Below are 16130 nucleotides of genomic sequence, written 5' to 3'. Positions count from 1 at the left end.
AATGAAAGTAGGAGTATTTGGCAGCGAATATCAGATAGAAAAACAAAATCTTATCAAACGTTTGTTTGAAAAGCTCCGTTCTCTGGGAGCGGAGATATACGTAGACAGCCTTTTCTACACTTTCCTTACTGATGCACTAGGATACGAACCTCCTATGAAAGGGCAAATCACAGGAGATGAATTCGACCTGGATGTTGTATTGAGTATCGGAGGCGACGGGACATTTCTGCGTACTGCCGCCCGCGTAAATAAACAAGACATACCTATCCTCGGTATAAATACCGGACGACTGGGATTTCTGGCAGACGTTAGTAACAACGAAATAGAAGACACCCTGGAAGAACTTTTCAAAAATTATTACCGGATAGAAGAACGGACTTTATTGAGATTACACACAGAGGAACGTACATTTAAAGGATATAACTATGCCTTGAATGAAATTGCTATCCTAAAACGAGATACATCTTCAATGATAACCATACACACCTCATTAAACGATGAATATCTTACGTCTTATCAGGCCGACGGACTAGTTGTAGCCACCCCAACCGGTTCTACGGCTTATTCCATGAGTGTAAACGGGCCTATCATACTTCCACAAAGCAACAGTATTGTGTTAAGTCCTGTTGCTCCCCATTCATTGAATGTCCGTCCACTTGTTATTCCGGACTCTTATACAATTACTTTAGGTGTTGAAAGCCGAAGCCGCAACTTCCTAATCGCATTAGACGGTCATTCCGAAGTATTTCCGGTCGGGATAGAATTAAAAATAACAAAAGCCGATTACACCACGAAAGTTATTAAGCGATATAACCATACTTTCTACCAGACATTAAGGGAGAAATTAATGTGGGGAGCCGACGCAAGAATAAAATAATGTTAAATACAATACTATTTATATCGTATAATTATGCTATATAACATAAATATAATATATTTGCAATGTGTTTTTCATGGTATTAGATTTAAGGTTAACTATTGAGATTGGCTGTCTGGGATAGATAGCCTTTTTTGTTTTATAGACTTTCACTGAAAACGAGTATAACCTTCAACGATCATCCTACAGTAAAACACCCCCCAAATACAAGGATAAAAACAGCCGTTACCGCATTATCAAACTTAATGACTTCCACTGCAATACCATAGATAATACTTAATCATCTATCGATAAACATAGCACATATTAATTCTTTTGTCCCGACTATTTAAGCAAAAATTCCCGCATTTTTATTCTTTTGACCTGGCTCGAAATTAATTTTGACCTAGGTCGTAATTGATTTTGCCCTAGGTCAAAAGAATAAATATTCATATACTTTTTACTAAATCATCCTATGTTTAACGACAAAGCAAAGGCATAAAGACAATAAATTATTGCCTTTAACAAAAAAAACAGCAGTATATATTAATGAAAACGGGTATAGAGCAACAGCACCGAAAGCAGGATAGCAAATATAAAAACATTACGTGCCGTATGCGCCAGAGTCTTATTCAGTTCGCGTCCTTCATATCGCTCCAGTTCCAACCAGGTTGAAACAAAAAGGATAGCAAAAAGGCCAAACAAACATGTCATCCACCATATATCGTTGAGAAGTAACGGAACAACGATAAGAAGAGCTATCACACCATTTATCAAATAAAGAACCCTTCCGAAAGTACGGCCAAATAGAACAATAGTAGTTCGTTTATCAGCTGCTTTATCTTGTTTATAGTCCCTGTAATTATTTACGATCAAAATATTCACGGATAATAAGCCCAATGCCAATGAAAGCAGAAAAGAGAGCAAAGAAAAGGAAAGGGCTTGTACGTAATAAGTAAAACATACCGGGATAATTCCATAAAACAATAGTACGCAAACGTCTCCCCATCCATTATATGCCAAAGGATACGGACCGGCAGAATAGGCCAATACACAAATGGCTATGGCCACACCTACAGGGATCAGTTCCCAACCGGCATAAAATAATAGCATGCAACCGCTAAGACAGGCAAAGGCCAGTGTAACCAAAGTACCTCTCAACATCATCTTTGGAGATATCCACCCGGAAGCCACCGCGCGCTCCGGTCCTAAGCGGTCTTCTTTATCGGCTCCCTTTTTAAAATCATAATAATCATTGGCAAAGTTACTGGCAATTTGGGCTAATAAAGCGACCAACAAACAAAGTATGGCAGGTATTAATTGAAATGTTCCATCTCTATATGCCAATGCTGTTCCTAATAGCACCGGACTAAACGATGCCGGAAGCGTCTTAGGCCTTGCAGCTTCTACCCAAACACCAAAAAGGCTCTTTTCTTTTTCCATATCTCTCACTTCGCATAAAATTGTTTGCAAAAGTAAAAACAAAAAGCACAATAATTCATTACGTTATTAAGATTTCCTTTATATTTGCAACATGAAAAATATTCTATTCATAGTAGGTCTGCTGATTGGAATGTTCTTATTTGTTCCGGAAGAAGGAGTGAATAATGACAATTTGCTTATGGCTTCCAAGCAGGAAACTGTTATGAAAGAGAAAACCGCTACGGATGTCCACCATCGCCTGGAGATTCTAAGCAGCGATCTAAAAGGCAGCAATTGCCTTACTCCTCGCCGGAACATCCAAACGTCCAGCTATACATCCAACCTGCGTATACAGCAAGGTGCCGAAAAAACATTACATTTTATCCGCATAAAGGGTGAGAATACTTTGTGTAAAGTATTCGCAACCAATTCTGTTTGTCACACCATTAATCTATCTACACTTTTCTGCCGGATGGGACGCCATATTTATGTCTTCCGGAAACTCATTATTTGATTTATAGTGAACTAATTGCTTTTATGTATGTATAGAAGATATTTTCTATACAGCTATAATTGTGTCTTTCCGACACGAAACAAATCATTTATTCACTATAAAATCATACAATTATGTCTAATAACAAATCAGGTAAAACTCGTATATATATTTATGTTCTTCTTACTATAGCAGGTTGCGTACTTGCTTGCAGTTCAATCATTACAAATGATTACCTTAAACTTGTCATCGTAATGGGTACTCTTTGCGTAGGATTATATGGTATCATGAAAGGTCTCAGTAACACTGGAACTTCGAAAGAAGAAGCAGTGGTTGATGAAGAAGCAACAAAATAGAAAACGCAACTTAAAGCTTTAAGAAGATGAAGATAAATAAAGATCTGGTAGATGCAGTTATGATGCTGTCGTTTATCATTTTAGTATTAGTAGGGAGCAGTGACTTTACAAATGCGGCAGAAAAGAACATAATAATGGGCGGATTAGGTGTACTTTCCATTGTTATGATCATATTACGCATAATACAAATCCGGCAAGCTTCTCAAGAAGAGGAATCTTCGGAATACAACTAAATAATACGAATATTCCAAACATAAACCAGACGAATGTCCATAAGCTTTCTGTTGGTTACTCTGAGGTGACTTGGGGTTATCCGAAATACGTTTTTCTACCTATTTAAATAACTTGCTGTTTATTTGGATATGGTTATTTAACCTGATCAACAGAAAGCCGGACATTTTTCCACTAAACCCAACCTTGATATTGCATATCATTAAATAATTCACGATTTTTGCATACATAAATAAAAGATAGCCTATAAATAGTATTATTATGAAAAGACAATTTTATATTGTATTTCTCTATTTTTGTGTATGTTCAAGTATGCTCTTTGCACAAAATCGTTGGGCGATTAACGACAATGGAAGTATCTCATGGAACATTAAAGATCGTCTACCTCACTACGATCATATTGAAATGAGTGGATTAAAAGTTTCAACTGTTCTGCGTTACGGTGTAAATAAGGACGGTTCTTTTGAATTAAACAAAAGCATGGTATGGCCTATGCTTCGCACCATTCCCAACAATACCCATGCCAGTTTGATGAGACGTTCTGCGTGGAATGCACCGGAGATGGTTACCGTAAACGGGCTATCATTATTAAACGAAAAGGTGAATAAAATAACGCTCGACGGAACAATGACCGTAGAAAGTTCATTTGTTTTACCCGGAAATACCCACATAACCTTAACCCGAGTTATTTTCCCTTCCGTATCTAATCCGGCTATTTATGAAAAATATATCCTGAAAAACACAGGAACAGCCAGTGCTTCCATAGAAATACCGGCTTCACGTTCGGTCATAAATACAGACCCTGCAAAAGGGGTAAACGGCAGTTATAAATTAATATCAGAAATTATCGGTTTTACAGCAAGGCAACTTCAACCGAATGAAGAAATCATTTTCTATGCTTCCATCTCCGGATATAAAACCGGAGAAAACGAAATAAAGCCCGATATAGAAAAAGAACTGCAAGCGCGCAAGAGCCTTATTGACAAGTTATGGAATAACTTAATACTGGAAACTCCCGATACGGAAATCAACACCATGTTCGCATTTGCAAAGATTAGAGGCTCGGAAAGTATCTACGACACAAAGGGCGGATTGCTGCACGGTCCGGGAGGAGAATCCTATTATGCCGCCATCTGGGCAAACGACCAAGCTGAATATATTAATCCGTTCTTCCCTTATCTGGGTTATGAAACAGGGAATGCTTCCGCTCTGAACTCTTTTAAACACTTTGCCCGTTTCATGAATCCGGCGTATAATAAGATACCCAGTTCCATCATTGCAGAAGGACTTGACACTTGGGGAGGAGCCGGAGACCGGGGTGATGCAGCAATGGTTGCATACGGAGCAGCCCGGTATGCTTTAGCAAAAGGAGATAAAGCAGAGGCGGAAGAGTTATGGCCGCTGATCGAATGGTGCCTCGAATATTGCCGTCGCCAAGTTAACGATAAAGGAGTTGTGGCCTCTGATGCCGATGAATTGGAAAACCGTTTTCCTGCCGGCAAAGCAAACCTGTGTACCTCTTCATTATATTACGATGCCCTCATCTCGGCAGCTTATCTGGGAAAAGACCTGCATAAGCCATCCGTTCAATTGTCTACATACGAGAAACAAGCAAAGACTCTCCGTAAGAACATTGAAGAATATTTCGGCGCTAAAGTAGAAGGATTCGACACTTACCAATATTATGAAGGCAACGATGTATTACGTTCCTGGATTTGCATACCGCTTACCGTCGGTATTTATGACAGAAAGGACGAAACAATCCGAGCCTTGTTTTCACCTCGTTTGTGGACAAAAGACGGACTGTTGACACAAGCTGGCAGCGAAACGTACTGGGATCGTTCCACTTTATATGCACTACGGGGCGTATATGCCTGCGGAGAAACCGAAAAGGCTACAGAATATCTTAAGTTCTATTCCAACCAACGGCTTTTAGGAGAACACGTGCCATATGCCATTGAAGCTTGGCCGGAAGGTAGCCAACGTCATTTATCAGCAGAAAGCGGATTATATTGCCGTGTCATAACGGAAGGGCTGTTTGGCATTCGACCCACCGGCTTGAAGTCATTCAAACTTACCCCTCGCCTACCGGTAGAATGGGATACAATGAATTTAAGGAACGTAAAAGCATTCGGTTCTTCTTTTGATATAAAGATAAGTCGCAAGAACAATAAAATAGACATAAATATATGTGCCGGAAGCAAAACGCTACTGAATAAAAAAATAAATGAAGGAGAGACTGTAACAGTCAAGCTACCTTAGTCCCTCTAGACAAAATAGGTGAACATTAAAGGTATCTTATATCTATTAATTATTAACTTTGCCAACAAAATAAAAAATACAAAAATAAAACATTATGAAACCAACATTATTTGTTTTGGCTGCCGGCATGGGTAGCCGTTATGGAGGATTAAAACAATTAGACGGTTTAGGCCCTAACGGTGAAACAATCATGGATTACTCTATCTTTGACGCTATCCGTGGTGGATTCGGTAAGTTGGTATTCGTTATCCGTAAATCATTTGAGAAAGATTTCCGTGAGAAAATCATTTCCAAATATGAGAACCATATCCCGGTAGAAGTAGTATTTCAAGACGTGAATGACCTGCCGGAAGGTTTCACCTGTCCGGAAGGACGTGAGAAACCGTGGGGAACTAATCATGCCGTACTAATGGGTAAGGATGTGATCAAAGAGCCGTTTGCCGTTATTAATGCCGATGATTTCTATGGCCGAGATAGTTTTGCCGTACTAGGAAAGCAGCTATCCGGAATGGCAGGGACTAAAAACGATTATTGTATGGTAGGCTATCGTGTAGGTAATACACTAAGCGAAAGCGGTTCTGTTGCACGTGGTGTCTGCTCTACAAATGCGGAAGGCTATCTTACAGGAGTTGTTGAACGCACAGCCATCGAACGTATAGATGGAAATATCCAGTTCATCGACGAGAACGGTAAAAAAGTCATATTGGAAGAAAACACCCCTGTATCCATGAATATGTGGGGCTTCACTCCTGATTATTTTGAATATTCGGAAGAGTACTTCAAAGAGTTTCTGAAAGCAAACATGGGCAATTTAAAAAGTGAATACTTTATCCCATTGATGGTAAACAAACTGATTACCGAAAACACGGCACGGGTAAAAGTGTTGGATACGACTTCCAAATGGTTTGGCGTTACATATGCCGCGGATCGTCAAGATGTAGTTAATAAAATACAGGCATTAGTTGACGCCGGAGAATATCCTAACAAACTGTTTTAAGCAGATATATATACAATATTTATAGTAGAGCACAGATGAGCGGATTTAAAATACGCATTCATCTGTGCTCGTTTTGTCTTATTTATTTTTACATTTGTCCTCCAATAAACCTAATATATTTAATATGAAACGGATTCTTACAATGATGTTTGTTTCAGTATTCATGTTGTCATTGTATCCCATACATGCGCAAGAGACTGAGACATTGGTGCTGATTGATACGGATATGGGTAAGATTAAAGTAAAGTTATTTAATGACACACCCTTACACAGGGATAACTTTATTAAAAATGTAAAAGAAAAACGCTATGACGGATTGTTATTCCATCGTATAATAAAACAATTCATGGTTCAAGGAGGTGATATTAACTCGAAAGATGCGCCGATAGAGCAACATCTTGGTGACGGTGATGCCGGATACACGATTCCTGCGGAAATTGTCTATCCTAAATATTTTCATAAACGCGGAGCTCTATGCGCCGCCCGCACCGGTGATGATATCAATCCGGAGAAAGCCTCCTCCGCAACCCAGTTCTATATCGTAACAGGTAAGTTTTATACGGAAATGGAATTGGATAAAATGGAGAAAGAAAACGGTATTACGCTTACCCCCGAGCAGAAAGAAGCCTATATGCTGGAAGGCGGAGCACCCCATCTGGATGGAAACTATACCGTATTTGGAGAAGTAGTTAAAGGGATGAAAGTGGTAGATAAAATACAATTTGCAGCAACAAATGAAGACGACCGCCCTTTAAAAAACATCAAGATTAAAACGATGACTATTGTTGATAAATAAAGAGCGTAAAATAAACATGGAAAATCAAGCAACAGAAACACGGGTGGTAATGCACACCAGCAAAGGAGATATCAAACTAAAATTATATAATGACACGCCATTGCACCGTGACAACTTCATCAAACTGGTGAAAGAAGGACAATATAACGGGCTTTTGTTCCATCGCGTCATTAAAGACTTTATGATACAAGGCGGTGATATAACATCAAAAGATGCCCCCATTACCAAACAATTAGGTGCAGGAGACTTGGGCTATACCGTTCCGGCAGAATTCCTTTATCCGAAGTACTTCCATAAAAAAGGAGCGCTATGTGCAGCCCGTACCGGTGATGAAGTAAACCCTGAGAAGGCTTCTTCCGCATCCCAATTCTACATCGTAACAGGTAAAGTATATAAAGAGAGTGAACTGGGGCAACTGGAAAAGCAAATGGAGAATCATCTGAAACAATCTATTTTTGCCCGCTTGCAAGCAGAAAACAAATCGAAGATTATGAAGCTTTACCGTAGCGGAAACAAAGAAGAATTGGCAATCCTTAAAGATACATTGATCGGCAAGACCGAATTAGAAGCTGAAAAACGTAAGGATGAAACAAAACTGACTCCCGAAGTACGCAAAGTGTATACAACAACCGGAGGCGTACCTTTTCTGGATAATCAATACACAGTTTACGGAGAAGTTGTAGACGGATTGGACATTGTAGATAATATCCAGCATGTAAAAACCAACAAACAAGACCGTCCTACCGAAAATATTATTATCAATTCCGTTGAAATATTGTAACACGACATTTATAATGGCATACAGATAATACCGGCTCAAAGCCTTATTCATTTGTATGCCATAAATATGTATATACGTCCATTCCTCATGCAATCCGTTTACAAAGAGCATTACAAAGAAACCATTCGTTTGGGTGTTCCCATTATGTTGGGACAACTGGGTATTATCATCGTGGGATTTGCCGACAATATCATGGTAGGCCATCACAGCACGAACGAACTGGCTGCCGCATCCTTTGTAAACAATTTCTTCAACCTGGCATTTATCTTCGGCATGGGGTTTTCATACGGACTAACTCCCATTATCGGAGGCCTGTTCGCAGGAAAAGATTACCACAAAGCCGGCGAGACCCTAAAGAACAGTCTGTTTATTAATTTTATAGTCGGCGTATTACTCAGTCTTTGTATGTTGCTTTTGCTGTTTAACATCGACATGTTAAACCAACCCGAAGAACTGATACCTTATATTATACCCTATTATATACTGCAATTATTTTCCATACTCTTTGCTATGTTGTTCAATTCCTTTAAACAATTCAGCGATGGGACAACAGATACTCTAACCCCTATGTGGATCATGCTCAGCGCAAATGTGCTAAACATCATAGGCAATTACTTCTTGATATACGGTCATGCAGGAATACCAGAGCTGGGGTTAACCGGTGCCGGGATATCTACCCTGGCAAGCCGTATCATCACTTTTGCAGTTTTCTTCTATCTGTTCACCCACCATAACAGATACCGGAAATACATGGAAGGATTCCGGAAGGGGGCTATTAACCGTACCAATCTACGGAACTTGATACGGTTAGGATTTCCCGTTGGATTGCAGATGGGAGTAGAAACCGGCTCTTTCAGTTTAAGCGTTATAATGATGGGTTGGATAGGAAGTACGGCATTGGCAGCACATCAGGTTTTAGGAGTAATAACAACATTAGGTTTCATGGTATATTACGGTATTGCCGCTGCTGTAACAATACGAGTAAGCAGATATAAGAACTGGCATGATTACACGAATATCAGACAAGCGTCTTTTGCCGGGTTACACCTCATCACAGCTGTAGCAATAATGGTTGTAGTACTTATATTCGTGTTCCGTAATAACATGGGCTATTTGTTTACACCCGAAGACGAAGTAGTCAGGATGGTTGCACTTCTGGCCTATTCGGCCATACTCTATCAGTTTGGCGACGGGCTACAAATATTATTCGCCAATGCCTTACGTGGCATCTCGGATGTTAAATATATGGCCTACATGGCTTTTGTTTGCCATTTCGGATTAGCCTTGCCTATCGGTTATCTATGTGGGTTTGTATTCAATTGGGGAGCATTCGGCATCTGGTGCGGCTTTCCTGTCAGCCTTACAACACTAGGCATTTTACTTTGGAAAAGATTCAACAAACTTACTTTACACAAGTAATAAGTCAGGGCTACTGCCTAATTCGGTAAAAACCATTATCTTTGAGCGTCGCTAAACAAAGATAAGATTATGAATTACGGATTCGTTAAAGTAGCCGCTGCCATACCACATGTACAGGTAGCAGACTGTTTCTATAATATTCAACAAATAGAAGGATTGATGCGTAAAGCTTCGGAAGAAGGAGTACAGATCATCGCTTTTCCCGAATTATCCGTCACCTCCTATACCTGCCTCGACCTGTTTGCCCAACAGGCACTGCTATATAACGCACAGCAAGCATTACTGCAATTAATAGACAAAACAAAAGAACTGGCCCTGCTTACTATCGTGGGTTGTCCGCTGGTAACAGAGAATCGGTTAATCAACGCGGCCGTTGTTTTTCAGCAGGGGAAAATACTAGGCGTTGTACCAAAAACATACCTTCCTAACTATAAAGAGTTTCAGGAACAACGTTGGTTCACTTCGGCAAACGACCTGAACAACGATGCCATCCTTATCAACAATGAAACGTATCCGCTAGGCCGGCATCTTATTTTCGGACAAGACGACATCAAGATAGGCATTGAAATATGCGAAGACTTATGGGTACCGATACCTCCCAGTTGCGGGTTGGCAATGCAGGGGGCTAACCTTCTGTTCAACATATCCGCAAGTAATGAACTGATAGGTAAACATCATTATTTACGTTCATTAATTACACAGCAATCCGCGCGCTGCCTGGCCGGTTACATCTATGCTTCGGCAGGCTTCGGCGAATCGAGCACCGACCTGGTATTTGCAGGCAACGGTATTATTGCGGAGAATGGTAACATATTGAATGAATCGGAACGTTTCTGCATGGATGAACAACTTATTATCAGTGAGATTGACATCCAAAACCTGCAAAACGACCGGCTGATAAACACCAGTTTTATGCAAGGGATTGCAGAACTTTCACAAAAAAGCTGTACGGTTATACCTGTAAAGCTACGCGGTTTCTCCGGCAATCTTACACGCGCTGTAGACCCACATCCATTCACTCCTGCCGGCGATGCATTGAAAGAACGTTGCGAAGAGATATTCCATATCCAGGTAGCCGGACTGGCAAAACGAATCCGTCATGCGCATGCGAAAACGGCGGTGGTTGGTATATCCGGAGGATTGGATTCTACATTGGCGCTGCTGGTTACGGTTATGACATTCGATGCACTTAACATGCCACGCAATCAAATAACAGGAATCACCATGCCGGGCTTCGGTACTACCGGCAGAACCTATAACAATGCCGTGAATCTGATTCGTTCTTTAGGTGTCACCCTAAAAGAGATTTCAATTAAATATGCTTGCATCCAGCATTTCAAAGATATAGAGCATGATATAGACACACACGACGTGACCTATGAAAACAGCCAGGCTCGCGAACGTACCCAGATACTGATGGATGTAGCCAATCAGGAGAACGGACTGGTGATAGGCACTGGTGATTTATCCGAACTGGCTTTGGGATGGGCCACTTATAACGGCGACCACATGTCAATGTATGGTGTAAACGGCAGCATCCCCAAAACTTTGGTAAAATATCTGGTTGAGTGGGTAGCTTATAATAAAGTAGATGATGCCTCCCGGCATACATTGTTGGATATTGTAGATACTCCTATCAGTCCGGAATTGATTCCGGCGGATGAGAACGGAAATATAAAGCAAAAAACAGAAGACCTGGTAGGACCTTATGAATTACACGACTTTTTCCTTTACCATTTTCTACGCTTTGGCTCTTGTCCGTCAAAGATATACTATCTGGCACAAATAGCCTTTAACGGTACGTATGATAAGATTACGATAAAAAAATGGCTGTCTGTCTTCTTCCGGCGATTCTTCCAGCAGCAATTCAAACGCAGTTGTCTTCCTGATGGTCCTAAGGTAGGTTCTATCAGCCTCTCTCCCCGTGGAGACTGGCGTATGCCGAGTGATGCAATGGCCACCCTATGGTTAAAGGAGTTAGAGGGCATCTCTTAGTACGATCCATTATACAATTTAGATACGAAGATAGCACATCTTCTCTTGTTTACCCTGCCGGAAAAGCTTTTTCAGCCGGGTAAACAAGCTTACGCATCCAGGTCAACAAGCTTGTCTACCCGGGTGAAAAAGGTATCAGGATATCTATTTTCAGTTAAAAAGAAGTGACGTTGGCATTAATTCCTTAGCTATTTAACGGCAAACAGTAATATGTATCCGGTTATATTAAATCTTCTTGTTTCTCCAATTTCCTTTCCACAGGTAATAGAAGGAAGAAAGTATCAGCAGATTATAAACATATTCAGTAGTCCAACACACAGCAATATCGGCTTTTTGCCATACTGCTATATAGAATGTATAAAGTACATATACCGATATGCTCACTATATCTATAATCAAAGCAACACGCGTATTTCCCGTACCGGAGACACTAAGAAAGAATACAAATGCCGGAACAGCCAGCAGATACGAAGACAGCATCACCCACAAAGAAGCAACCGAATCCGTTATCAAAGCCTGGTTGTCGGTATAAATACGTAACACCAACTCAGGGAAAAGGGCAAATATCAAAGCAATAGGCAACACGAAGCAGTAACAGATACGTATCATTCTCCGGCAAAGCTTCATTACCTGTTCCGTTTCTCCCGCACCAATCAAATTACTTACCAAAGAGCTGTTGGTAGAGGCAAAAGCATTCACAAACATAAACAGAAAAGAAGATATACTACGTACAATATTCGTTACAGCAAGCGGACGTTCACCCAAATGTTCCACCGCGATAAAGAAGATAAACCAACCGAAAAAAGCAATGCCATGCTGTATCATCACCCAAATAGAAACGCCCAGAATCTGATGGAGCATCCGGAAATCCACTCCTGTATAACGGAACAGCCCATATTTCTTATAGTCCACTTTCAGCCATGTATACAGAATAAAGAAGAGTACTGAAACAGCTTCCGAAACAGAAGAAGCGATAGCTGCCCCCGCAATTCCCAAAGCCGGGAATCCGAACTTGCCGAATATCAGGATATAATTCAGGATAACATTTGTCAATACCATTACTACGGAATTGGCCGTCAATATTTTCGTATTCGTAGTACCCACATAAAAAGCCCTGAACATAACGGCCATGAAAGAAAAGAAGAAGCCATACACGCGCCAGTCTATATACTTCATCGTAGCCTGGTAAATATCTTCCGAACCTATCAGCTTATGTAACAATACAGGCGAATATACATTTGATAAAGTAAATAATATAGCAGCCAACAAAAGCATGAACAAGATTCCTTGCGTAAATACCGGGCCTATTTTCAAGTACTCCTGCTCGCCGTTTCTACGGGCAATCAATACTTGAGCCCCTATGCTGAAACCAAAGCCCAGCATATAAATCACCAGATAATAGACACCCGCCAAAGCCGAAGCACCCAACTCCACCTCTCCCACTCTCCCAAGATAAGCCGTATCCGTCAGCCCGATAAGATGCTCCATTAGCAAGCTGATTAATACCGGATAGGTAATCTGTAATATTTGTTTATTCGTATACTGCATGATAGTGTCTGTTAAAAAGGGACGCAAAGGTAATGATTTGATACTGTTTATACAATATAAAAGAAATAGAACCGTTTCACATATATCATATTATATATTTAAAAAGATGATAGCAAAGACTTTTCTGACAATACTTTTTTCGGCAGCCCTGCTCAGTTGTACCGGACAGAATACGGCAACCAATACGATTGCCACCCCCATACACATTCAGCGTTTTGATAAAGAACTGTTCGATTTCATCAATTCGGGCGATACTATGCAACAACAGGAGCTAAAACAAACCTATCTTCAAATGTTGGATGTATTAGGCAAAGGAATCCTGAACTTACAAACGCCGGATGATCCCAACTTTTTTCCGAAGCTCCTCAGTTTTTATTCGGAACCAACTTTGAAGGAACTGTACAAAGATGCAATTACTCAATACGATACTGTTTCAGATATAGAAGAAGGCCTAACCGAAGGTTTTGCCTATTTGCATACTAATTTCCCGACAATGCAAATACCGGCAGTTTATATGCACATCTCCGGACTTAACCAAAACGTATTGGTTGGAGATAGCCTGCTGTCTATTTCCATTGATAAATATATGGGGAAAGACTATCCGTTATATCAAGACTTCTTCTATAACTTCCAATTGCAAAAGATGCAACGCAGTAATATCGTTCCGGACTACCTGGCGGGATGGCTCATGTCCGAATATCCTTTTGTAGGAAAAGACAATGTATTGCTGGACCGTATGATATATGAAGGCAAGATAAAGTACCTGTTAAGCCAGGCTTTACCCAACTTAGCACCGGCAGACCTGCTGGGTTATACCGAACAGAACCTGGAATGGTGTCAGAAGCATGAAGAATCGATCTGGAAAGCGATGATAGAGCGTAAGCATTTGTATACCCCCGACCATATGACGACTTCCATGTACTTTGAAGACTCTCCTTCCACTTATCTAACCAATGAAGCGCCCGGTAATCTGGGAAGCTGGATAGGTTGGCAAATCATCAATAAATATATGAAGGAAACAGGAAGCACTCCGGAAGCGCTTATGCAGAATAACGATGCCCAGAGTATTCTGGAAGCATCCAAATACAAACCATAATCCCGGAAAAAGGAAAACCGCCCTATTCTCACGAACAAGACGGATAACCTAATCTAACTTAATTCTAATACCATGAAAAACACTATATCATTATAACACAAGGAGACGGAAAAGGTTTAGACACTTTCCGTCTTTTCTTTGGCAATTGTCTGAAATAACTTATCTTTAGCCTCATAATATCGAACGCATGTACTAATATCATCAAACACATTGAATTCATGAAAAAACTTTTTCTACTACTGAGTTTCTTAACCGTCTTCCGTCTGTTCTCGTTTGCAACCGATACTCTGTTTGTACACGAACCGCAAATTCCCCTATTGACAGACCGCACGGACAATGTATTATTCGAGATACGCATTCCTGCCAAAAAGGGAGATATATTGAACAAACTTACCTTGCAGTTCGGCAAAGAGGTAAACACACAAGATATTAAATCCGTCCGCCTTTTTTATGCAGGAGTGGAAGCGCCTTCAAAAAGCGGAGAACATTTCAGTCCGGTTACTTACATATCCAGCCACAGTCGTGATTGGACAAGAAAGGCCAACCCTTCTTATTCGGTTATCAAGGATGAAGTGAAACATCCCTCCAACGACATTACCCTAACCACCACACAGCCCATGATAAACGGCGTAAACTACTACTGGATAAGCATCGAGATGAATCCGCAGACCTCCTTACTGACCAAAATATCGGCAACATTACCTAAAGCTATCATCAACAATCAGCCGGCTGTAATCTCCTGGAAAGGAAAAGCAGACCTGCGCCGTGTTGGTATCGGTGTACGCCAGGCAGGAGACGATGGTTCGGCAGCCTTCCGTATACCGGGACTTGTTACAACTAACAACGGAACACTGCTAGGTGTTTACGACATCCGTTATAACAGCAGCACCGATCTTCAGGAAAAGGTCGACATAGGCATAAGCCGCAGTACCGACAAGGGACAAAGCTGGGAGCCAATGCGCGTAGCCATGACTATGGGAGAAGCAGGCGGACTTCCTCACGCACAAAACGGCGTAGGCGATCCTTCCATTCTGGTAGACGAACAAACAAACACCATCTGGATTGTTGCCGCATGGACTCATGGTATGGGAAATGAACGTGCCTGGTGGAACTCCATGCCGGGCATGAGTCCGGATGAAACCGCACAACTGATGCTCGTAAAAAGCGAAGACGACGGACAAACATGGAGTGAACCCATCAACATCACCTCACAGGTAAAAGACCCTTCCTGGTACTTTCTTCTGCAAGGTCCGGGACGAGGTATTACCATGTACGACGGGACTTTGGTTTTCCCCGTTCAGTTTATCGACGCCACCCGCGTACCCAATGCCGGCATCATGTACAGCAAAGACCACGGAAAAACCTGGCATCTACACAACCTGGCACGTACCAATACTACCGAAGCTCAAGCAGTGGAAGTAGAGTCCGGAGTTATCATGCTTAACATGCGCGATAACCGTGGAGGCAGCCGTGCAGTTGCCATTACCAAAGACTTGGGAAAGACTTGGGAAGAACATCCCTCCAGCCGTCATGCGTTACAGGAGCCTATCTGTATGGCAAGCCTTATCAAAGTAGATGCCGAAGATAACGTCACCGGCAAGAAGCTCCTGCTCTTTTCCAACCCCAACACGACGAAGGGACGCAACCACATCACCATCAAAGCCAGTCTGGACGGCGGACTTACATGGCCTGCCGAGCACCAGGTCATGCTGGATGAAGGTGAAGGATGGGGCTACACCTGCCTCTCGATGATAGATAAAGAAACCGTAGGAATCTTCTATGAATCCAGCGTAGCGCACATGACCTTTCAGGCAGTAAAACTTACAGACCTGATCCAATAGTACAGGCCACTGCTCCATATTGGTTTCTGTTAATAAT

General features: G+C 41.3%; 14 protein-coding genes. 12 read left to right on the top strand and 2 right to left on the bottom strand.

Features of this window, described 5'->3' with window-relative positions:
• Position 1 precedes the first annotated feature (1 nt).
• Entirely contained in the window at positions 2–877 is an 876-nt protein-coding gene (locus C1721_RS11050) for an NAD kinase (RefSeq protein ID WP_102408395.1), read from the top strand.
• Between the two features lie 525 nt (positions 878–1402).
• Here the strand turns inward: C1721_RS11050 and C1721_RS11045 are convergent.
• Positions 1403–2299, bottom strand: a complete 897-nt coding sequence (locus tag C1721_RS11045) for a 1,4-dihydroxy-2-naphthoate polyprenyltransferase (protein WP_102408394.1) — start codon at positions 2297–2299, stop codon at positions 1403–1405.
• 91 nt (positions 2300–2390) lie between these two features.
• Between C1721_RS11045 and C1721_RS11040 the strand changes: the two genes are divergently transcribed.
• From C1721_RS11040 to C1721_RS11000, 9 genes are all read left to right on the top strand, one after another.
• The gene (locus tag C1721_RS11040; RefSeq protein WP_102408393.1) at positions 2391–2792 is read left to right on the top strand and encodes a hypothetical protein; all 402 of its coding nucleotides are present in this window, start codon (positions 2391–2393) and stop codon (positions 2790–2792) included.
• Between the two features lie 113 nt (positions 2793–2905).
• The gene (locus tag C1721_RS11035; RefSeq protein WP_102408392.1) at positions 2906–3127 is read left to right on the top strand and encodes a hypothetical protein; all 222 of its coding nucleotides are present in this window, start codon (positions 2906–2908) and stop codon (positions 3125–3127) included.
• Between the two features lie 26 nt (positions 3128–3153).
• Positions 3154–3360: a hypothetical protein gene (locus C1721_RS11030; protein ID WP_102408391.1), complete on the top strand. Its 207-nt coding sequence runs from the start codon at positions 3154–3156 to the stop codon at positions 3358–3360.
• 259 nt (positions 3361–3619) lie between these two features.
• Positions 3620–5620, top strand: a complete 2001-nt coding sequence (locus C1721_RS11025) for a glucosidase family protein (protein WP_102408390.1) — start codon at positions 3620–3622, stop codon at positions 5618–5620.
• Between the two features lie 94 nt (positions 5621–5714).
• Positions 5715–6617: a glycosyltransferase family protein gene (locus C1721_RS11020; protein WP_102408389.1), complete on the top strand. Its 903-nt coding sequence runs from the start codon at positions 5715–5717 to the stop codon at positions 6615–6617.
• A 124-nt stretch (positions 6618–6741) separates the two neighbouring features.
• The gene (locus C1721_RS11015) at positions 6742–7413 is read left to right on the top strand and encodes a peptidylprolyl isomerase (RefSeq protein ID WP_102408388.1); all 672 of its coding nucleotides are present in this window, start codon (positions 6742–6744) and stop codon (positions 7411–7413) included.
• Between the two features lie 16 nt (positions 7414–7429).
• The gene (locus C1721_RS11010; protein ID WP_102409422.1) at positions 7430–8194 is read left to right on the top strand and encodes a peptidylprolyl isomerase; all 765 of its coding nucleotides are present in this window, start codon (positions 7430–7432) and stop codon (positions 8192–8194) included.
• 87 nt (positions 8195–8281) lie between these two features.
• Positions 8282–9613, top strand: coding sequence for an MATE family efflux transporter (locus C1721_RS11005; RefSeq protein WP_199830432.1), 1332 nt, complete (start codon positions 8282–8284; stop codon positions 9611–9613).
• A gap of 69 nt (positions 9614–9682) precedes the next feature.
• The gene (locus tag C1721_RS11000) at positions 9683–11608 is read left to right on the top strand and encodes an NAD(+) synthase (protein ID WP_102408386.1); all 1926 of its coding nucleotides are present in this window, start codon (positions 9683–9685) and stop codon (positions 11606–11608) included.
• 225 nt (positions 11609–11833) lie between these two features.
• Here the strand turns inward: C1721_RS11000 and C1721_RS10995 are convergent, their stop codons facing one another.
• The gene (locus tag C1721_RS10995) at positions 11834–13156 is read right to left on the bottom strand and encodes an MATE family efflux transporter (protein ID WP_102408385.1); all 1323 of its coding nucleotides are present in this window, start codon (positions 13154–13156) and stop codon (positions 11834–11836) included.
• Between the two features lie 106 nt (positions 13157–13262).
• Between C1721_RS10995 and gldB the strand changes: the two genes are divergently transcribed.
• Positions 13263–14252 (top strand): gliding motility lipoprotein GldB, encoded by a 990-nt coding sequence (gene gldB, locus C1721_RS10990; protein WP_102409420.1) that lies wholly within the window; start codon positions 13263–13265, stop codon positions 14250–14252.
• Positions 14253–14470: 218 nt separating this feature from the next.
• Positions 14471–16093, top strand: a complete 1623-nt coding sequence (locus C1721_RS10985; protein ID WP_102408384.1) for a sialidase family protein — start codon at positions 14471–14473, stop codon at positions 16091–16093.
• Positions 16094–16130 lie beyond the last annotated feature (37 nt).

It is taken from the genome of Parabacteroides bouchesdurhonensis, from assembly GCF_900186615.1.
Taxonomy (GTDB): Bacteria; Bacteroidota; Bacteroidia; order Bacteroidales; family Tannerellaceae; genus Parabacteroides; species Parabacteroides bouchesdurhonensis.
This window is presented reverse-complemented; position numbering and strand designations above follow the sequence as displayed.

Excerpts from the sequence above, each read along its gene's own strand:
- C1721_RS11010 (WP_102409422.1), top strand. The coding sequence starts at position 7,430 with ATGGAAAATCAAGCAACAGAAACACGGGTGGTAATGCACACCAGCAAA.
- C1721_RS11050 (WP_102408395.1), top strand. The coding sequence starts at position 2 with ATGAAAGTAGGAGTATTTGGCAGCGAATATCAGATAGAAAAACAAAAT.
- C1721_RS11045 (WP_102408394.1), bottom strand. The coding sequence starts at position 2,299 with ATGGAAAAAGAAAAGAGCCTTTTTGGTGTTTGGGTAGAAGCTGCAAGG.
- C1721_RS10995 (WP_102408385.1), bottom strand. The coding sequence starts at position 13,156 with ATGCAGTATACGAATAAACAAATATTACAGATTACCTATCCGGTATTA.
- C1721_RS11000 (WP_102408386.1), top strand. The coding sequence starts at position 9,683 with ATGAATTACGGATTCGTTAAAGTAGCCGCTGCCATACCACATGTACAG.
- gldB (WP_102409420.1), top strand. The coding sequence starts at position 13,263 with ATGATAGCAAAGACTTTTCTGACAATACTTTTTTCGGCAGCCCTGCTC.
- C1721_RS11035 (WP_102408392.1), top strand. The coding sequence starts at position 2,906 with ATGTCTAATAACAAATCAGGTAAAACTCGTATATATATTTATGTTCTT.
- C1721_RS11005 (WP_199830432.1), top strand. The coding sequence starts at position 8,282 with ATGCAATCCGTTTACAAAGAGCATTACAAAGAAACCATTCGTTTGGGT.
- C1721_RS10985 (WP_102408384.1), top strand. The coding sequence starts at position 14,471 with ATGAAAAAACTTTTTCTACTACTGAGTTTCTTAACCGTCTTCCGTCTG.
- C1721_RS11040 (WP_102408393.1), top strand. The coding sequence starts at position 2,391 with ATGAAAAATATTCTATTCATAGTAGGTCTGCTGATTGGAATGTTCTTA.
- C1721_RS11015 (WP_102408388.1), top strand. The coding sequence starts at position 6,742 with ATGAAACGGATTCTTACAATGATGTTTGTTTCAGTATTCATGTTGTCA.
- C1721_RS11020 (WP_102408389.1), top strand. The coding sequence starts at position 5,715 with ATGAAACCAACATTATTTGTTTTGGCTGCCGGCATGGGTAGCCGTTAT.
- C1721_RS11030 (WP_102408391.1), top strand. The coding sequence starts at position 3,154 with ATGAAGATAAATAAAGATCTGGTAGATGCAGTTATGATGCTGTCGTTT.
- C1721_RS11025 (WP_102408390.1), top strand. The coding sequence starts at position 3,620 with ATGAAAAGACAATTTTATATTGTATTTCTCTATTTTTGTGTATGTTCA.